The 19,876-nt window shown below is 58.9% G+C and carries 14 protein-coding genes and 1 pseudogene; 7 read left to right on the top strand and 8 right to left on the bottom strand.

The annotated features are described in order from the left end of the window. Positions 1-10 precede the first annotated feature (10 nt). Entirely contained in the window at positions 11-676 is a 666-nt protein-coding gene (gene msrA / locus LOY43_RS02275) for a peptide-methionine (S)-S-oxide reductase MsrA (RefSeq protein ID WP_095047250.1), read from the top strand. A 129-nt stretch (positions 677-805) separates the two neighbouring features. On the opposite strand, the gene LOY43_RS02270 is transcribed toward msrA, so the two are convergent. Next, positions 806-1,645 carry a 23S rRNA (adenine(2030)-N(6))-methyltransferase RlmJ gene (locus tag LOY43_RS02270; protein WP_095125327.1) on the bottom strand — a complete coding sequence of 280 codons (840 nt, stop codon included), beginning with the start codon at positions 1,643-1,645 and terminating at the stop codon, positions 806-808. 422 nt (positions 1,646-2,067) lie between these two features. Between LOY43_RS02270 and LOY43_RS02265 the strand changes: the two genes are divergently transcribed. Further along, positions 2,068-2,481 (top strand): hypothetical protein, encoded by a 414-nt coding sequence (locus LOY43_RS02265; protein ID WP_258709140.1) that lies wholly within the window; start codon positions 2,068-2,070, stop codon positions 2,479-2,481. Positions 2,482-2,589: 108 nt separating this feature from the next. On the opposite strand, the gene LOY43_RS02260 is transcribed toward LOY43_RS02265, so the two are convergent. The 4 genes from LOY43_RS02260 to putP form a co-directional block, all read right to left on the bottom strand. Continuing rightward, positions 2,590-2,910, bottom strand: a complete 321-nt coding sequence (locus tag LOY43_RS02260; protein WP_095047248.1) for a hypothetical protein — start codon at positions 2,908-2,910, stop codon at positions 2,590-2,592. 336 nt (positions 2,911-3,246) lie between these two features. Next, entirely contained in the window at positions 3,247-3,960 is a 714-nt protein-coding gene (locus LOY43_RS02255) for a DUF4123 domain-containing protein (protein ID WP_258709139.1), read from the bottom strand. Then, complete coding sequence (locus tag LOY43_RS02250; protein WP_095047246.1) at positions 3,950-5,965, bottom strand: type VI secretion system tip protein VgrG; 2,016 nt, start codon at positions 5,963-5,965, stop codon at positions 3,950-3,952. The genes LOY43_RS02255 and LOY43_RS02250 overlap by 11 nt, the downstream gene beginning before the upstream one ends. Positions 5,966-6,317: 352 nt before the next feature. Next, positions 6,318-7,802 carry a sodium/proline symporter PutP gene (putP, locus tag LOY43_RS02245; RefSeq protein WP_099757805.1) on the bottom strand — a complete coding sequence of 495 codons (1,485 nt, stop codon included), beginning with the start codon at positions 7,800-7,802 and terminating at the stop codon, positions 6,318-6,320. 458 nt (positions 7,803-8,260) lie between these two features. On the opposite strand from putP, the gene putA reads away from it, so the two are divergent. Together putA and LOY43_RS02235 are read left to right on the top strand one after the other, a co-directional pair. Beyond that, on the top strand, positions 8,261-12,214 hold the full coding sequence (gene putA, locus LOY43_RS02240; RefSeq protein WP_258709138.1) for a trifunctional transcriptional regulator/proline dehydrogenase/L-glutamate gamma-semialdehyde dehydrogenase: 3,954 nt from the start codon (positions 8,261-8,263) through the stop codon (positions 12,212-12,214). 244 nt (positions 12,215-12,458) lie between these two features. Beyond that, positions 12,459-14,261 (top strand): acyl-CoA dehydrogenase, encoded by a 1,803-nt coding sequence (locus LOY43_RS02235; RefSeq protein WP_095047243.1) that lies wholly within the window; start codon positions 12,459-12,461, stop codon positions 14,259-14,261. 201 nt (positions 14,262-14,462) lie between these two features. On the opposite strand, the gene LOY43_RS02230 is transcribed toward LOY43_RS02235, so the two are convergent. Next, positions 14,463-16,400, bottom strand: a complete 1,938-nt coding sequence (locus tag LOY43_RS02230; RefSeq protein ID WP_258709137.1) for a methyl-accepting chemotaxis protein — start codon at positions 16,398-16,400, stop codon at positions 14,463-14,465. A 251-nt stretch (positions 16,401-16,651) separates the two neighbouring features. Between LOY43_RS02230 and LOY43_RS02225 the strand changes: the two genes are divergently transcribed. Then, positions 16,652-17,023 (top strand): hypothetical protein, encoded by a 372-nt coding sequence (locus LOY43_RS02225; protein ID WP_095047240.1) that lies wholly within the window; start codon positions 16,652-16,654, stop codon positions 17,021-17,023. Positions 17,024-17,081: 58 nt separating this feature from the next. Here LOY43_RS02225 and LOY43_RS02220 read toward each other — a convergent pair whose 3' ends face one another. Next, on the bottom strand, positions 17,082-17,384 hold the full coding sequence (locus tag LOY43_RS02220) for a cell division protein ZapA (protein WP_016987569.1): 303 nt from the start codon (positions 17,382-17,384) through the stop codon (positions 17,082-17,084). Then, entirely contained in the window at positions 17,381-17,611 is a 231-nt protein-coding gene (locus LOY43_RS02215) for a hypothetical protein (protein ID WP_007909525.1), read from the bottom strand. The genes LOY43_RS02220 and LOY43_RS02215 overlap by 4 nt, the downstream gene beginning before the upstream one ends. 210 nt (positions 17,612-17,821) lie before the next feature. Here LOY43_RS02215 and LOY43_RS28780 point away from each other — a divergent pair. Beyond that, positions 17,822-18,613: pseudogene (locus LOY43_RS28780) on the top strand (MCP four helix bundle domain-containing protein); the annotation flags it as partial. 30 nt (positions 18,614-18,643) lie between these two features. Next, positions 18,644-19,516 carry a methyl-accepting chemotaxis protein gene (locus LOY43_RS28775; protein ID WP_371042268.1) on the top strand — a complete coding sequence of 291 codons (873 nt, stop codon included), beginning with the start codon at positions 18,644-18,646 and terminating at the stop codon, positions 19,514-19,516. Positions 19,517-19,876: the final 360 nt, after the last annotated feature.

Raw genomic sequence — 19,876 nt, 5'->3', positions numbered from 1 at the left:
AGGAACGATCATGGTTCTGCGCTCGGAAATTCTGGTGAACAAGAACGTGCTCCCGACTAAAGAACAAGCTCTGCCCGGCCGCGAAACCGCGATGACCCTGCCTGAAAAGCACTTCGTGTTTGAAGAAACCCCGCTGCTTGGCCCGTTTTTCCAGGACGTCGACTTTGCGATCTTCGGTCTGGGCTGCTTCTGGGGCGCCGAACGCCGCTTCTGGCAGCGCGAAGGCGTGGTCAGCACCGTGGTGGGTTATGCCGGCGGTTTCACGCCGAACCCGACTTACGAAGAAGTCTGCTCGGGCCTGACCGGCCACGCCGAAGTCGTGCTGGTTGTGTATGACAAGGCCAAAGTCAGCTACGAAGAGCTGCTGGCGATGTTCTGGGAACTGCACAACCCGACGCAGGGCATGCGTCAGGGCAACGACATCGGTACGCAGTACCGCTCGGTGATCTACGCAACCTCGCCTGAGCATCTGGACGCGGCGCTGAAAAGCAAAGCTGTGTATCAGGCGGAACTGTCGAAGGCGGGTCTGGGGGAAATCAGCACCGAGATCGAACAGGCGCCGACCGTGTACTTCGCCGAGGCGTATCACCAGCAGTATCTGGCGAAAAATCCTGAAGGGTATTGCGGGATCGGCGGCACCGGCGTGTGCATGCCAGCGAGCCTGGCGGGTAACTGACCCTTAAAAGCAAAAGATCGCAGCCTTCGGCAGCTCCTACAGGAGATCAGTGATCGTCCGCACATTGGTGGACGACACCGAACCGTGTAGGAGCTACCGCAGGCTGCGATCTTTTGATCTTGCCGTTGATCAGCTCTCGGCAATCAACCAATCCATCTGCCACCCACCCTGAGTCTGCCCCAGCTTCTTCGACAACCACGGCAGCAGCTCACGCAATTCCTCCTCCAGCCCCCACGGCGGATTGGCAATCGCCATGCCCGAACCGTTCAGGCTGTTCGGCGTATCCAGCGGATGCACCAGCAATTCCACGCGCAACAACTTCGGCGCACCGGTGCCGGCCAGATCCTGATAGAAGCGCCGCAACGCACGCTGATCCTTCACCGGATACCAGATCGCCGCTACGGTTTGGCGCATACGGCCAATCGCCTCTTTCAACGACGCCGCACAACGCTGCATCTCGTCGAGCTGCTCGAACGGCGGATCAATCAACATCACCGCGCGTTTCTCCTGCACCGGCAGCATCGCTCGTGCAACGTGCCAGCCCTCGCCCAGGTGAACCTTGACCCGGCGATCACCGGCCATGTTGTCCTTGAGCAGCACGCCGTCTTCCGGGTGCTTCTCGTTGAGCATCACCCGATCCTGCGGGCGGGTCAGGCGCCGCGCCAGCTCCGGCGAACCCGGGTAGTAGCGCAGTTGGCCATCCGGGTTCATCTCGTGCAGCACCTTCATATAGTCGGCGGTCAACGCCGGCAGGTCCTGCTGATCCCATAAGCGCGCGATGCCTTCCAGGTACTCACCGGTACGGTTGGCCTGATCGCCCTGCAAGTCATACAGACCGATGCCGGCATGCGTGTCGAGATAGGCAAACGGCTGCTCCTTGCGCGACATCAGGGCGATGAGGCGGGTCAAGGTCAGGTGTTTGAACACATCGGCGTGATTGCCGGCATGGAAGGCGTGACGATAATTCATGGCTGCTCCTGCGAAGGGCGCAAAGTTTACCTTTTACCGGGCGGCAAGTCAGGGGTTGGCGGCTGAGCGGACAAAAGCCTTTCCCTCACCCTAGCCCTCTCCCGGAGGGAGAGGGGACTGACGGTGGTGATCTTGCGAGTTACATCGACCTGAAAGATCAGCGTGATCTCAGGTTTGGCCAAGCGAAGATCAGCGCGGAAGTCGCAAGTCGGCGTACATCACCCAGACAACTCGGTCAGTCCCCAGAAACAACGCATAGCGAGGCCTGGCCAAGCCAAGTTCACCACTGAAGTCGCAGGTCGGCGCACATCACCCAGACAACTCGGTCAGTCCCCTCTCCCTCTGGGAGAGGGCTAGGGTGAGGGGCTTTGCTTTTATGGCGTTAAACTCGCTAGCCATGAACGACAGGAAGTCAAAAACTCATGCGATATCTGATCATCTGCTTATTCAGTCTGCTTAGCCCATACCTCGCCCTTGCCGACGAAACCCGGATTGAACAGGCACGCCAGTCACTAAAAAACTACGGTCTGAGCCACTGCATTCTGAAGCCATTCAACGGGCGCTCCGCGCTGGAAAAAGACATTGCACTGTCCGCCAGTGCCTATTCGTTCATGGGCAAAGGCATGCATTCCATCCTGCAAAATGAAGACACGCTGCAAGTGCTACACGATCCCTACAAAGAAACCCGAAACTACGTGTTGGCGGCTTACGAGCAGACACCTTCAAACAGCAAATACTCGAATGAAAAAGTAGTGTTTTTTGGGTGCATGAAGGTCTACAACTCCGATGCGTTCAACAGCTTTATCAACTCTCAGGATGCGTACATCCCTGACTGACTAACTGATTTCCTTTAACGTCAAAAGATCGCAGCCTTCGGCAGCTCCTACAGGGCGAACGCCAGTCCCGTGTAGGAGCTGCCGAAGGCTGCGATCCTTTGATCTTTTTCAGGCAGGCATGCTGCGCAGGCGCCTGCCGATGACGTCGAGTACATCACAGCCGTCGCGCAACGGAATCACGCAGAGCTGGGCGAAGTCGCTGAGGATAACGGAGTCGCATTCGACCGAGCCGCGCATGCACATGTTTTCCAGCACCTGGATCACGGCGCGCAGGCGGTGGTTGGCCGCGTCCATAAGGATGTCGAGGGGCACGTGGGTGTCGATGAACAGGGTCGGCATGTCGCTGCAATTGCCGGTCAGGGCCATGAAGCGGTTGTCGGGATGGGGGATGATTTTTTCGTAGGGTGGATCGGGTTTAAGCATAGTCATATCAGTTGTACCTCAATAGGTTTAGAGAGGCTGCCAAGTGACCTTCCTACGGGTATAGGTGGCAGCCGTACGCGAGAGTAGGAAACTGAGAAACCCACCAAACTCAGTCACGCCGAAGCGTTCCCGCGCACAGCTGCCGCAAACGATGCTACGGACACATATTAAGTGCCGCAATCAAACGACAACGCTGGTGCGCGGTGAATTTCGCAGGGGTCCTACGCCCTGTCACCACTCTCGCAGTGACAACGAAAAGACTATCCCTGCAACCCACCGCCCACCAGTTCATGAAAACCGCCGCAACTCGAAGGAATCGTCCGAGACCTTCGCCCCGAAAACTCACTCTGACTCTGCCAGCAAAAACGCCAGCAACGCCGATTGCGACGATTCTTCCGACATTGAAACCTGAAAAAACCACCTGACCTTGCAACGCAAAACCACCTCGGGAAAAACCTCGAAAAGGGTCGGGTATTCTTCGCTCAACCACTGCAACGCATTGGCCGTTCGAATGTCATGGCCTTGCTGCGCCAGCACCGAAGCCGGCACCTGCCACCACGGAAATACCCGCCCCGAAACCTGCGCCCTGCCACCAATTTCCAGCGCCTGACCATTGATCAAACAACGCCCGATCAGCGGAAACAGTTGCGCCGCATCCACCTCATCGGCCTGAAGAATCGGCAACAGAAACCGCCCGTCCCAAAAACGAAAAAACACCGTTTTGCCGCCAGGCATCAGCACTTGGGTCAGGCTGCGAAAGTGCGCCACCACCTCTTCAAGGCTCGCCGAAGAAACCGCCAGCCAACCCCAATCCTGTGACCCGTTGGTTGCGATCCAATGCAGAAACTCACTGTCGGCGGCGACAATTCCCACGTAAGGCATCACCGCATCCCACTCGGCATAGATCGTCTCGGCCCAGATCGGGCTCGCCGTTTCTCGCCAAGCGGCAGGCGGTTTTGCCTCACTGGCATTACTGAAAACCGCAAACAACTGCTCGGAAGTTTTCAACGGTTCACGCGCCAACCATTCTGCAGGCAAAAGAAAATCAGGCTGCACAGAGACCGTCCTTGCAACGTTCACACTCTTCGCAGAATGGCGCGTCCCCCTTGAAGCTCATGATTTGTGCAGCAGTCAGCATGGCAGCCGGCGCGGCGGCGAGTTTCTCCGGCAATCCCGGTACAACCGGCGCGGCACTCATCGCCGCCATCGGCGCACCACCCACTACAATCGGCACGCTGCTGAAAATGCCGCCGGGGCCGATGTTGATCCACTGCCCACCGGCCTGAATCGTCGCACTCGCGCCACCGTCGATCACCACTTGCTGACCGGCGCTGACGTGGAATTGCCCACTGGCGCTGATCGCCTGATTACTCACGCGAACATGACGGTCGCCGGTCACGCTCAGATGATCGTCCTGCTTCACTTCGGTTTGGCGCTGGCCGTGGGTGATGCGCTGCTCATCAGCCTTCAATTCATGCCGCGCGGTGCCGGTGACGACGATGCTGCGCTGGTTATCAACCTGCACCTGTTGATCGTTCAACACATGCTGCGTCCAGTTACGCTGGGCGCGCAGATAGATTTCCTCAGCGCCTTTCTTATCCTCGATGCGCAGTTCGTTGTAGCCGCCACCGCCGGGGCTGCTCTGACTACGAAAAATGCTACGGGTCTTGTCCGCCGGAAGATCCAGCGGGATCGGCGTCGCGGCGTTGGGCAGGCAGCCCACGACCAAAGGTTTGTCGGCGTCGGCATCGATGAAACCGACCAGCACTTCCATGCCGACTCGCGGAATCAGCACGCTGCCGTAACGGTCGTGCGCCCAGTTAGTAGCAACGCGTAGCCAGCAACTGGAATGCTCGTTCAATTCGCCGTCGCGATCCCAGGCCAGTTGCACCTTGACCCGGCCGTACTCGTCGCAGTGGATTTCCGTGTCTTTCGGCCCGGTCACAACCGCCGCTTGATAGCCGAGCATGCGTGGTTTTTCCGGCCCCAGCGCCGGGCGGAAGAACACGTCCCACGGCGTGGCTAGAAAGCTATTACGGTAACCCTGAAATCCCTCGCCATCGCTGGTCACCGATTCCTCCAGCACCTGCGGCTGGCGGCCATGATGCTCGATGGCGGTCAGCAACCAGAGGTCATTCCAGTCGTGGCGCGGATGCTCGGTCAGTTGCAGGAAATGCCCGCAAACCAGTGCGGATTCGTCGCTGACGCCCTCAGCCTGACGGTAATCGGCGACATGTCGCTCAAGTGCCCGCTGGGTCAGGTGCTTGCCGGTTTCCCGATCATTGAATTGGCCGGGGAAGTGATAGTCCTCCAGCACCGGGCGCTGCTCGCCGTCGACACGGCTTTGCAACTGCAGCCGCGGCTTTTCGAAGTTGTAGTCGCGCCGGGTGACCACGCTGGTACGGGTTTCGACGCGAACGTTAAAGCGCTGAATCGCCCGCGCGCCAGCGGACATGCCACTGCCCGGCAGATAAACCGTTGGCTCGGCGAGACGCGGGAACACAGTCTGGTCATCGCCAAAAACCAACAGGTGACCTTGGGGACTGTGTTGAAAATGGTAATGAATGCCGACTTCGGCACACAGGCGCTGGATAAAGGCCAGGTCACTCTCGGCGTACTGCACGCAATACTCACGCACCGGGTAATCGCTGCCGAGGCGAAATTCAAAAGCATCACGCAGGATCGAATGATCCTTGAGCACTCGCGCGACAATTTGCGGCACCGTCAGATGCTGGAAGATCCGCTGATTGATCCGCTGGCCGAGGTAGGTCAGACGCGGGACGAGGCTGATGTGATAACGCGTCAGACGTTTCCCGGAATCGCCCTGCCCGACCTGATAAATCTGACCGTGAATACCGGAACCCTGAGCATCCAGGCTCAGAAACGCCTGACAGTGCAGCAGGCTTTCGAGGTCCAGGTCCGGCCGTTCACTGACCAGTTCCAGCTCGAAGCGAAAGGGTTGGCTGATGGCTTCCTTGCCCGTGAACTCAAGGACCTTGAGGTCATGTTGGGCGCCTTCGAGGGTCAACGTGAAACGCGGTTGATTGGCAGGCGCGAACATCCGATGTCTCTCTGCAGTGTGAGGGCGGGCGATTCTGCATGAGGGGCAAGGGGTGATGAATGGGTGACGGGAAAATCAGATTTTCCCTACTTTCATTGACGAAAAACCCTGCAAAAAGCGACGCCTTCAACTACAGACAAATCTCTCAAGTCATCCATAGAACCCTGTGGGAGCTGGCTTGCCAGCGATAGCGATGCGTCAGTTACTGAATGTTCTGAATGTGCCGCCCTCATCGCTGGCAAGCCAGCTCCCACAGGTTTCTTCAGCGTCGGCAAGAAATCACAGGCACAAAAAAACGGCCCGTCTCCTGTAGGAAACGGGCCGTTTTCGGGTGAGCCTCAGCTCAGAACAATCACTTGTTCAGGTGGAAATCTTTTTCCGCCGCTTCGAAGCGCTGCACCATGCCTCTGCTCGGCTCGCCCATCTTGCTGACGATGTAGATGGCCAGGCTGGCGAAGATGAAGCCCGGGATGATTTCGTACAGACCCAGCAGTTCGAAATGCTTCCAGACCACCACGGTGATCGCGCCGACCAGAATACCGGCCAGTGCGCCGTCGCGGGTCATTTCTTTCCAGATAACCGAGATCAGCACAACCGGACCGAACGCAGCACCGAAACCGGCCCAAGCGTAGGACACCAGACCCAGTACGCGGTTTTCCGGGTTGGCCGCCAAGGCGATCGCGATCAGTGCAACCAACAGCACCATGGCACGGCCGACCCAGACCAGTTCAACCTGAGAAGCAGATTTACGCAGGAAGGTTTTGTAGAAGTCTTCGGTCAGGGCGCTCGAGCACACCAGCAACTGGCAGCTCAGGGTGCTCATCACCGCAGCCAGAATGGCCGACAACAGCACACCGGCGATCCATGGGTTGAACAGCAGTTTGGCCAGTTCGATGAACACACGTTCGTGGTTCTCGGTCACGGGACCGGCAACTTCCGGGTGCGCCGAGAAGTACGCGATACCGAAGAAGCCCACCGCCACGGTGCCGCCCAGGCACAGGATCATCCAGGTCATGGAAATGCGACGCGCCTTAGCGATCGATTTCACCGAATCCGCCGCCATGAAACGCGCGAGGATGTGCGGCTGACCGAAGTAGCCCAGACCCCAGCCCATCAGCGAGATGATGCCGATGAAAGTGGTGCCTTTGAGCATGTCGAAGTTGCTTGGATCTTGCGCTTCGATGGCCAGGAACGTGGTGTCGACGCCACCGGTGGCCAGCAGCACGATGATTGGCGTAAGGATCAGCGCGAAAATCATCAGGGTGGCTTGTACGGTGTCGGTCCAGCTCACCGCCAGGAAACCGCCGATAAAGGTGTAGGCAATTGTCGCCGCAGCACCGGCCCACAGCGCGGTCTCGTAGGACATGCCGAAGGTGCTTTCGAACAGACGGGCACCGGCCACAATGCCGGAAGCGCAGTAGATGGTGAAGAACACCAGAATCACGATCGCCGAGATGATCCGCAGCAGGCCGCTTTTGTCTTCAAAACGGCTGGCGAAGTAGTCCGGCAGGGTCAGGGCGTCGCCGTTGTGCTCGGTCTGCACGCGCAGACGGCCGGCAACGAACAGCCAGTTGAGGTAGGCACCGATGACCAGACCGATGGCGATCCAGCTTTCAGACAGACCGGACATATAGATGGCGCCCGGCAGGCCCATCAACAACCAGCCGCTCATGTCGGACGCACCGGCGGACAGCGCGGTGACGACGCTGCCGAGGCTGCGACCGCCGAGAATATAGTCAGAAAGGTTGTTGGTGGAGCGATAGGCCATCAAGCCGATCAGCACCATTGCTGCGATGTAGATCACGAACGTGATCAGGGTTGGATTGCTTACGCTCATTGAGTTACGCCCTGGCTTTGTTTTTATGTAGCGGCGGTGGTGAACCGCACGCAAACGACGACGTTTGGCAGACGATCCGGGATCCCGCGCATTTAGGACTGATGTTTCCCCAGGAAAGCCATCAGCCGGTACACCGGGTTATTCCCGGTTGCACCTAGGGCGCGAATGCTATGCAACAAATCAAATAAGGTGCAACCAGTTTCGTGAGAATTAGTTGCACCCAGTCGGATTTATCGACAATCACCCCGTTTTTGCTCCCTTTTGTGGCAGTCATAACCCTTTACTAGAAGCAAAAGCACCAAGCAGGAGCAGCACTTTCGTACCAGAAAATAATTCCTGACGAGTTGCCTATTATTCCGACAAAAAAAGGGTTGCACCCGGTTGCACCTCTTTCGGCGCACGGCTAATCTTGCCGCCAGCTGATGCCACGCAACTGTGGCAACTATGAGGATAAAAATATGGCTACCACCACCCTTGGGGTCAAACTCGATGACCCGACCCGCGAACGCCTGAAGGCCGCCGCAACCTCGATTGATCGCACGCCGCACTGGCTGATCAAGCAGGCAATTTTCAATTACCTGGAAAAACTCGAGGGTGGTGCAACCCTGACCGAGCTGAACGGTTTGACCGCCAAGGACGCCGATGAGGCGGGCGAAGTGCACACCGATCACGCCCACCAATGCTTCCTCGAATTCGCTGAAAGCATCCTGCCGCAGTCCGTTCTGCGCGCTTCGATCACTGCCGCTTACCGTCGCCCTGAGCCGGAAGTCGTGCCGATGCTGATCGAGCAGGCTCGCCTGCCAGCGCCGATGGCAGAAGCCACCAACAAACTTGCCGCTTCCATCGCGGAAAAACTGCGTAACCAGAAAAGTGCCGGCGGTCGTGCAGGCATTGTTCAGGGTCTGCTGCAGGAATTTTCCCTGTCGTCCCAGGAAGGCGTGGCGCTGATGTGCCTCGCCGAAGCGCTGCTGCGTATCCCGGACAAGGGCACTCGCGACGCACTGATCCGCGACAAGATCAGCACCGGTAACTGGCACCCGCATTTGGGCAACAGCCCGTCGCTGTTCGTCAACGCGGCCACTTGGGGCCTGCTGCTGACCGGCAAGCTTGTGTCCACCCACAACGAAGCTGGCCTGACGTCGTCCTTGAGCCGCATCATCGGCAAGAGCGGCGAGCCGATGATCCGCAAGGGCGTCGACATGGCCATGCGCCTGATGGGCGAGCAGTTCGTCACCGGCGAAACCATCGCCGAAGCGTTGGCCAACGCGAGCAAGTTCGAAGCCAAGGGCTTCCGTTATTCCTACGACATGCTCGGTGAAGCGGCCCTCACCGAACACGACGCGCAGAAGTACCTGGCGTCGTACGAACAAGCCATTCACTCGATCGGCAAAGCCTCCCACGGCCGTGGGATTTATGAAGGCCCGGGCATCTCCATCAAGTTGTCGGCACTGCACCCGCGTTACAGCCGTGCGCAGTACGAGCGTGTGATGGACGAGCTGTACCCGCGTCTGCTGTCGCTGACCCTGCTGGCCAAGCAATACGACATCGGCCTGAACATCGATGCCGAAGAAGCCGACCGTCTCGAACTGTCGCTGGATCTGCTTGAGCGCCTGTGCTTCGAGCCGCAACTGACTGGCTGGAACGGCATCGGTTTCGTGATCCAGGCTTACCAGAAGCGTTGCCCGTACGTGATCGACTACGTGATCGATCTGGCCCGTCGCAGCCGTCATCGCCTGATGATCCGTCTGGTGAAGGGCGCCTACTGGGACAGCGAAATCAAGCGCGCCCAGGTCGAAGGCCTGGAAGGCTATCCGGTCTACACCCGCAAGGTGTACACCGACGTTTCCTACATCGCTTGCGCACGCAAACTGCTGTCGGTGCCGGAAGTCATCTACCCGCAGTTCGCCACGCACAACGCCCACACCCTGTCGGCCATTTATCACATTGCCGGTCAGAACTATTACCCGGGTCAGTACGAATTCCAATGCCTGCACGGCATGGGCGAACCGCTCTACGAGCAGGTTGTAGGCAAAGTTTCCGAAGGCAAGCTGAACCGTCCGTGCCGCGTTTACGCTCCGGTCGGCACTCACGAAACGCTGCTGGCGTACCTCGTACGTCGCTTGCTGGAAAACGGTGCGAACACCTCGTTCGTCAACCGCATCGCCGACCAGTCGATTTCGATTCAGGAACTGGTGGCCGATCCGGTGGCGCAGATCGAGCAGATGGCGACCGTGGAAGGTGGATTCGGCCTGCCGCACCCGCGTATTCCGTTGCCGCGTGACCTGTACGGCGCCGAGCGAGCCAACTCCAGCGGCATCGACATGGCCAACGAACATCGTCTGGCTTCGCTGTCCTGCGCACTGCTCGCCACGGCCCATACCGACTGGAAGGCTGCGCCGATGCTCGGTTGCGCGTCGAGCAACGAAACCCCTGCACCAGTGCTGAATCCGTCGGATCACCGCGATGTGGTCGGGCATGTTCAGGAAGCTACCGTCGAAGACGTCGACAACGCTATCCAGTGCGCACTGAACGCTGCACCGATCTGGCAGGCCACCCCGCCGGCCGAACGCGCGGCGATTCTGGAACGTGCCGCTGACTTGATGGAAGGCGAGATTCAGCCACTGATGGGCCTGTTGGCTCGTGAAGCCGGCAAGACCTACGCCAACGCCATCGCCGAAGTCCGCGAAGCGGTCGACTTCCTGCGTTACTACGCAGTACAAGCGCGCAACGATTTCAGCAACGATGCCCATCGCCCACTGGGTCCGGTGGTGTGCATCAGCCCGTGGAACTTCCCGCTGGCGATCTTCAGCGGTCAAGTCGCTGCCGCTCTGGCCGCCGGTAACCCGGTACTGGCCAAACCGGCCGAGCAGACTCCGCTGGTGGCTGCTCAAGCCGTGCGCTTGATGCTCGAAGCCGGGATTCCGCAAGGCGTGCTGCAACTGCTGCCGGGTCGCGGTGAAACCGTCGGCGCCGGTCTGGTCGGCGATGAGCGCGTCAAAGGCGTGATGTTCACCGGCTCCACCGAAGTTGCGCGCCTGCTGCAACGCAACATTGCCGGTCGTCTCGACAACCAGGGTCGTCCGATTCCGCTGATCGCCGAAACCGGTGGTCAGAACGCGATGATCGTCGACTCTTCGGCACTGACCGAACAGGTGGTGATCGACGTAGTTTCGTCGGCCTTCGACAGCGCCGGTCAGCGTTGCTCGGCGCTGCGCGTACTGTGCCTGCAGGAAGATTCCGCCGATCGCGTCATCGAGATGCTCAAAGGTGCCATGGCGGAAAGCCGTCTCGGCAACCCGGAGCGCCTGTCCGTGGACATCGGCCCGGTGATCGACGCCGAAGCCAAGGCGGGCATCGACAAGCACATCCAGGGCATGCGCGACAAAGGTCGCAACGTCTACCAAGTGGCGATTGCCGACACCGAAGAAGTCAAACGCGGCACCTTCGTCATGCCGACCCTGATCGAACTGGAAAGCTTCGACGAGCTGCAACGCGAGATCTTCGGCCCGGTGCTGCACGTGGTGCGCTACAAGCGCAAAGAGATCGATCAACTGATCGGCCAGATCAACGCTTCCGGTTATGGCCTGACTTTGGGCGTACACACGCGCATCGACGAGACCATCGCCAAGGTGATCGACAACGTCAACGCCGGTAACGTCTACGTCAACCGCAACATCGTTGGCGCTGTGGTCGGCGTGCAGCCATTCGGCGGCGAAGGCTTGTCGGGTACCGGTCCGAAAGCCGGTGGCCCGCTGTACTTGTACCGCTTGCTGTCGACGCGCCCTACTGATGCCATCGAACAATCCTTCGCTCGCGGTGATGCTGCCGTGGCACCGGACGTTCGTCTGCGCGACGCCATGAGTAAACCGCTGACCGCGCTGAAAGCCTGGGCTGACAGCAACAAGTTTGCCGACCTGAGCACCCTGTGCGTGCAGTACGCTGCGCAATCGCAGAGCGGCATCACCCGCGTACTGGCCGGCCCGACCGGTGAGAAAAACAGCTATGCCATCCTCCCGCGTGAGCACGTGTTGTGCCTGGCCGAGGTTGAAGGTGATTTGCTGACGCAACTGGCGGCGGTGCTGGCGGTAGGCGGTTCGGCGGTATGGCCGGAGTCCGACATCAGCAAGGCCTTGTTCGCACGCCTGCCGAAGGAGATTCAGGCGCGGATCAAGCTGGTTGCCGACTGGAATAAAGACGACGTGGTGTTTGATGCGGTTCTGCATCACGGCCATTCCGACCAGTTGCGCGGCGTTTGCCAGCAGATTGCCAAGCGTGCCGGTGCGATCGTTGGGGTTCAGGGCTTGTCCCAGGGCGAGACCAACATTGCGCTCGAGCGCCTGGTGATTGAGCGGGCGTTGAGTGTTAACACCGCTGCGGCGGGGGGTAATGCCAGCTTGATGACTATCGGCTAAACCGGTCTAAATCCAGGCGACCGCAATAGTCGCCTGGAATGCAATTCCCTGTAGGAGTGAGCCTGCTCGCGATAGCGATCTATCAGACACATTTATTCGACTGACAGACCGCTATCGCGAGCAGGCTCACTCCTACATTTGATTAGTGTCGCCCTCACCTCTGCATCACTCTCATCAATCATCCTATCCAGCCTCTATTCCCCCACCTTAGACTCGGCCCAACCCCAATTTCAGGTAGGCCGCCATGTCCGAGACGCTGCTCAGTTCCCGCAATCTGGCTTTCGAGCTGTATGAAGTCCTCGATGCCGAGGGCCTGACCCGGCGTGAGCGCTTTGCCGAACACAATCGCGAAACCTTCGACGCCGCCATCGGCACCGCACGCAGCATCGCCGAGAAGTACTTCGCACCGCACAACCGCAAAGGCGACGAGAACGAGCCGCGCTACGAAGATGGCAAGGCGATTCTGATTCCTGAAGTGAAACCGGCGGTGGATGCCTTCCTTGAAGCCGGATTCCTCAACGCTGCGCGCAGCTTCGACGCTGGCGGCATGCAACTGCCGACGCTGCTGTCTCAAGCTTGCTTCGCGCACTTCCAGTCGGCCAACGCCGCTTCGACCTCGTATCCGTTCCTGACCATGGGCGCGGCGAACCTGATCGAGAGCTTTGGCACTGAGGAGCAGAAACAACGCTTCCTGCAGCCCATGATCGATGGTCGCTTCTTCGGCACCATGGCGCTGACCGAACCGCATGCAGGTTCATCGCTGTCGGATATTCGTACGCGCGCCGAGCCGGCGTCCGACGGTACTTATCGCCTGAAGGGCAACAAAATCTTCATCTCCGGCGGCGATCACCCGCTCTCGGAAAACATCGTGCACATGGTCCTGGCCAAACTGCCGGACGCACCTGCGGGCGTTAAAGGCATTTCGCTGTTTATCGTACCGAAGTTTCTGGTTAACGATGACGGCAGCCTCGGCCCACGCAATGACGTGCTGCTGGCCGGGCTGTTCCACAAGATGGGCTGGCGCGGCACCACCTCCACGGCGCTGAACTTCGGCGATAACGGTGAGTGCGTCGGTTATCTGGTCGGTGAGCCGCATCGCGGTTTGAGCTACATGTTCCAGATGATGAACGAGGCGCGGATCGGCGTCGGCATGGGCGCAGTGATGCTCGGTTATGCCGGTTATCTGTATTCGCTGGAGTACGCCCGCGAACGCCCGCAAGGCCGGGTGCCGGACAGCAAGGATCCGACCACAGCGCCGGTGGCGATCATTCAGCACGCCGATGTACGACGCATGCTGTTGACGCAAAAGTCCTACGTTGAAGGTGCATTTGACCTCGGCTTGTATGCCGCACGCTTATTCGACGACACCACCACGCTTGAATCTGAAACCGAGCGCAAACAGGCGCATGAGTTGCTGGATCTGCTGACGCCGATCGTCAAATCCTGGCCATCGGAGTTCTGCCTCAAGGCCAACGAACTGGCGATCCAGATTCTTGGCGGCCACGGTTACACCCGCGAATACCCGGTGGAGCAGTATTACCGCGACAACCGCTTGAACCCGATTCACGAAGGCACCCACGGCATTCAGTCGCTGGACTTGCTCGGGCGCAAGCTGGCGCAAAACGGTGGTGCCGGACTGAAGCAGTTGATTCGGTTGATCGCCACCACCGCTGAACGCGCTACGGCGTACGATTCGCTGACCGCACTGCGGGAGCCTTTAGAGAAACTGGTAGCTCGCCTGCAAACGGTGACCATCGGCCTGCTGACCGATCTGGCACAGGGCAAGGTCAACAGCAGCCTAGCGAACTCGGCGTTGTACCTGAAGGTGTTCGGCCACGCGGTGATTGGCTGGCGCTGGCTGGAGCAGGCGATTCGTGCCGAGGAAGGGTTGGCCATAGGGAACTCAGCGGATGCTGACTTCTATAAGGGCAAGCTGCAAGCAGCGAGGTATTTCCTGACGTGGGAAGTGCCGGGTTGCCACCATGAACTGGCGTTGCTGGAGGCGCGGGATGATACGTGCCTGGCGATGCAGGATGCGTGGTTCTGAAACGCTACCCTCATCCCAGCCCTCTCCCAAAGGGAGAGGGGGCCGACCGAGGTGCCTGGCGCTATACATCGACCTGAAAAACCGCATCGACTATGGATTCAGTACAGTACTTTCAGGTCGGCGTACCTCCTGAATTTTCCACGGTCAGTCCCCTCTCCCTTTGGGAGAGGGTTAGGGTGAGGGGCTTTTCTGCTTCAACACTCAACTCAACTTGAACCCACCCATCTGCCTTGCCAAATCATCCGCCAGCCTCTGCAACATCTGGCAGTCTTCACGACACGCCCGCACCTCCCCCGCCGTCGCCCGCGCCAGATCAGAAATCCCCTGCACATTCCGGTTGATCTCTTCAGTCACCGCCGACTGCTCTTCCGTCGCCGTCGCCACTTGATGGTTCATATCGCTGATGCGCTCGACCTGACCGGTAATCGCCGTCAACGACGCTCCGGTGCGCTGGCTCGACTCAACCCCTGTGCCGGTCGCGGCCTGACCGGTGCGCATCGACGACACGGCGTTTTCCGCGCCTTGCTTGAGGCTGCCGATCATCTGCTGGATTTCGTCAGTGGATGCCTGCGTGCGGCGCGCCAAAGTGCGTACTTCATCGGCGACGACGGCGAAACCGCGCCCCATATCCCCGGCCCGCGCCGCTTCGATGGCGGCGTTGAGCGCCAACAGGTTGGTCTGCTCGGACACGCCACGAATCACCGCCAATACAGAATCGATCGAAGCCACCTGATGCGCCAGCTCACCGACCGCGCCCGCCGCCACGCCAATCTCATCGGACATGCTTTCAATATGCCGAATCGAGCCGCCGACCACCTCCCGCGCCTGCATTGCTTCATCCCGCGCGGTCTGCGAGGCCAGCGCCGCGTTACCGGCGTTTTGCGCGATTTCCTGCACGGTCAAACCCATCTCGTGAACCGCCGTCGCGACCATGTCGGTCATTTCCTGCTGGCGGCCCGAGCGTTCAGCCGTGTTCTCCACCACTTTCGCCACTTGCCCCACGGCCGTACGCAGTCGCTCGCTGGTGGTCAGTACTTCGCCGATCAATCCGCGCTGGCTATCGAGGAAACGATTGAAGCCGCGAGCGAGGTCGCCCAGTTCATCGGCACGGCTGGAATCTAACCGGTGGGTCAAATCTCCACCGCCGCTACCAATCGCTACCAGCGCCGCTGTTACCTGACGAATCGGCCGCACCAGCCCTTGCGCCAGCCACACCACCAAAGCGAGGCACACCAGCGCTACGGCCAGACCGATACCGCCGCTCATCCACATCGCTTTACGGGCTTCGGCGTAGATCTGCGATTGCGGCACTTCGGCCACCAGGGTCCAGCCCAGATCGCGCAGCGGCAGGCTGAAGGCGAGGAAGTCTTCACCCTCCCTTTGGAAGCTGCTGCTCACAGCATTTTTTTGACCCATGACGGCTTGAGCAGCGGAGGCGCCAATCTGCTCCGTCAGGGTGCGCTTACCGCTGAATTGCGCCTCGGGATGCACCTGGATCAAACCATCGGAACGCACGAGATAGACCTTGCCGCGCTCGCCAAAGCTGAAGTTGTGAATCAGCTCCGACAGCTCTTTCATGCTCAAACCGAGCCCAGCCACACCGACCACTTTACCGGCCTGCTCGACCTTCAAATCGATGAACAGCGCCAGTTCTCCGGTGGCGCCATCGTTGTCGATATTGAGAGTGCGCGGCTGATTGCTGTCGAGGAAGGAATAGAACCACGCGTCAGCCGGTTTTGAACGGCTGAGGGTGCGATCCAGGCCTTTTTCGGTGATGTAGTGATTGGATTCGGTGCCGATGATCAAAGCAGTGAAGGCTTTATGTTCGGCGCGGATGCCTTCCAGATACTGCGCGAAGCCAGCCGTTTTGCTGCTGTCTTCGCCTGAGGCGAGCCAGTCACGGACCATCGTATTACTGGCAATATCCTTGGCGGCTGTCAGCGGTTGCACAAGGATCCGTTCGATATCGTTGCGCGTCGCTTCGATGCTCGACGGCAGTGCTTGTTCGACCAGATAGCTCTGGGCGAGGCGGTTGACCACCAGGGTATAAATGCCAACCACGATCAGGATACTGACCAGCAGGGCGGTGCCCATGCTGAGAATCAGCTGCCATTGAATACTGCGTCGCCACAACTGCATGGAGCACCCCCAAAGAATAAGAGGCAGAAACACTGCAACTGTCGCGCCAGATGTATACAAAAATCACGCAAACAAGAGACAAACCCTAAAGCAGCGATCTTCGACCAGCAAGAAGCGGGCCGATTTCATAGGGAGAACACTGTCAACTCTGACAGGTTACAGGGCGCATCGCGTGGCATAGATTGCAGTTTCCCTGTCTGTGCCCAAGCATTCGCTTCACAGACTCATGCTGTACTAGCAGGAGAAAGATCATGGCTGATACAAGTCCAGCTGAAAGCTTTGTACAGACAATTTCTGACAACGATACGTTTGTGAAATCAGCGCAGGTCGGCGACTTTGTCGACGGATCCAGCATGCTATCGATGATCACCCGAAAACACTTCACCGAAGTCATGGTTTTCCCCGTAATCCATTACAAAGCTACGATCACTACGTTCTCAGGCGCGACGTTCAGTACAACTCAGCCGATCGCAGGATCAGAATATATAAACCTGCTTTCGCGCGGAGATGAAGTGACGATCGACGAGACGACCTACAGGGTCTCCCACGGAGAGTTTAAGAAGCAAACCAACGGAGAGTGGTTGAGGAAGATCTACTGGCAACCAGTGACTAAAACTCAATAAACACAGAGCCGTTCATATATGAGCGCCTCGAAGTACCGAGGCGCTGCAAAAACGCGCTTCAACCCTGATTGATGGTCTTGGCGATGGTGTCGACCGTGGCGCTGACTTGCTCTTGGTAACGGTCGAGTTCTTCCTGGTGTTGCTTCTTCATTTCGATCTGCTGCGAGCACAGATTCATCGCCGCCAGCACCAGCAAACGGTCACCGATCAGTGTCGGGTATTTGCGCTTGGTGTCATCCAGCGCTGCCTTGAGCATCATGGCCGCGTCCAGCAGGGTCTGTTCTTCCCCGGCCGGTGCCTTGATCGAATAGTCCTCCCCGAGAATGGAGACGACTTTTACCCCTGCTGTGTGGTGGTTCATGCGCTGACAGGACCTGCGTTGACGCGATCAACCAAGGCTTGAATGCGGGCCGCGGTGGCGCCGTGCTTTTCTTCCTGTTCCATCAGGTTCAGTTGCAGGCTTTCGTTTTCATCCTTGGCCTGGGCCAGTTCCGTGGACAGGGTCTGGTTGGTTTGCGCGAGGGTCTGGTTCTGTTGCACCAGGTCGCTGACGAGCTGTTCCAATTGGCTGAGGGATGCTTCCAACATTTTGATCTTCCAAGCGTTTTTCAAAGGGCGCGTACGATAAAGAAAAGTCACCACGGATGCCAGGGTTAAACCGGCGCAAAGCCTTGATTTTCCTGGTGGCGGACCGTTCCTGCGAGTTTTAAAGACTGTGATCTGCCGATCTGGTTCCTGCACTTCGTCGCCCAGGCCCTTCTGCGACAAATACGCACAGTGCCTCAAGACTTTAGTCGCATGACCGATAAGTCATCCATACAGCAGTCTCAGCCCGCATGGATGCGGCCCTCTCTTGGTATCCGCCCCATGTCCCTTCGCAATATGAATATCGCCCCACGGGCGTTTACCGGCTTCGCCCTGATTGGCGGCCTGATGCTGATTCTGGGTGTGTTCGCACTGAATCAGATGAGCAAAATCCGCGGTGCAGCCGAGAACATCTCGTCCACCAGCGTACCGAGCATCAAGAACCTCGACGAGTTCACCCAGTTGACCCTGCGCCTGCGCGTGCTGTCGTACCGCTTGCTGGTCAACCGCGAGCCAGACGTGCAGCAGAAAACCGTTGAGCTGCTGGACATGCGTAACCAGCAGATCCGCAAGGCCCAGAGCGATTACGAGCCGCTGATCGGCAGCCCCGAAGAGCGTGCTGCCTATGACCAGTACGTGCAGTTGCTCGGCCAGTACCGCCAGATCGAAGACCGCATGAAGAGCCTGTCGCGCAACAACCAGGTGGATGAGCTGCGCACCCTGCTCAACACCGAGTTGCTGAACAACTCCGAAGCGGTGAACACCGTGCTCAACCGTCTGATGCAGATCAACGGCGAGCAGATCAGCGAGACCAATCAGCAAGCGGCCGATCAGTACTCTTCGGCGTTTGATCTGGTGGTGACCCTGCTGGTGATCGCCACTGGTCTGACCTTCCTGTTCGCCTGGCTGCTGACGGTGAGCATCACTAAACCAATTTCCAAAGCACTGGACGCTGCGGAAACCATCGCCGAAGGCAACCTGACCCAGCCGATCCATGTTGACGGTGAAGACGAGGCCGGTCGCCTGCTCGCAGCCATGGCCAAGATGCAATCGAAGCTGCGTGACACCCTGCAACGCATTTCCGGGTCGGCCACTCAGCTGGCTTCAGCGGCTGAAGAGCTGAACAGCGTCACCGACGAAAGCGCGCGTGGCCTGACTCAGCAGAACAACGAGATCGAACAAGCGGCCACTGCGGTCAACGAAATGACCAGCGCCGTAGAAGAAGTCGCCCGCAATGCGGTGAGCACCTCCGAAGCCTCGAAGAACGCCACCACTTCGGCTGGCGACGGTCGTGACCTGGTCCAGGAAACAGTCAGCGCGATCGAACGCATGAGTGCCGATGTACAGAGCACTGCCAGCCTGATCGGCGATCTGGCCAATGAATCCCGTGACATCGGCAAGGTGCTCGACGTGATTCGTGGCCTGGCCGATCAGACCAACCTGCTGGCGCTGAACGCGGCGATTGAAGCGGCGCGTGCCGGTGAAGCCGGGCGTGGTTTTGCCGTGGTAGCGGATGAAGTGCGTGCCCTGGCGCACCGTACTCAGCAGTCGACCAGCGAAATCGAGCGGATGATCGGCAGCATTCAGAGCGGTACCGAACACGCCGTGGATTCGATGCGTAACAGCACCGAGCGTGCCGAGTCGACGCTGAACATTGCTCGAGGTGCCGGCATGTCGCTGGACACCATCAACACCGCCATCGTCGAGATCAATGAGCGCAACCTGGTGATCGCCAGCGCCGCCGAAGAGCAGGCACAAGTGGCGCGGGAAGTGGATCGTAATCTGGTGAATATTCGTGATCTGTCGGTGCAATCGGCGACCGGCGCGAATCAGACCAGTGCGGCGAGTAATGAACTGTCGCGGTTGGCGCTGGACCTGAACAACATGGTTGGGCGGTTTAGCCTGTAAATTTTGAGATCAAGATCAAAAGCCCCTCACCCCAGCCCTCTCCCAGAGGGAGAGGGGGAAAGGGGGCAGATCTTCATGCTTTTCAAAACCTGCGCTCGACTCGGAATTTCAGGTCGGTGCAACTTGAACAAACACCGCGCTCGGTCCCCCTCTCACCCCGGGAGAGGGGGAAAGGGGGCAGATCTTCGTGTTTTCAAAACCTGAGTTCGACTCAGGATTTTCAGGTCGATGTACCTTGCACAAACACTGCGATCAGTCCCCTCTCCCTCCGGGAGAGGGCTAGGGTGAGGGCAGCAACCGACAGTCGAACCCAAACCTCGAATCCCCCAGCGCAAAAACCTTTTTGACAGCATCACATTT

Origin of the sequence: Pseudomonas sp. B21-041, from assembly GCF_024748675.1 — a bacterium.
Classification (GTDB): domain Bacteria; phylum Pseudomonadota; class Gammaproteobacteria; order Pseudomonadales; family Pseudomonadaceae; genus Aquipseudomonas; species Aquipseudomonas neuropathica.
This window is presented reverse-complemented; position numbering and strand designations above follow the sequence as displayed.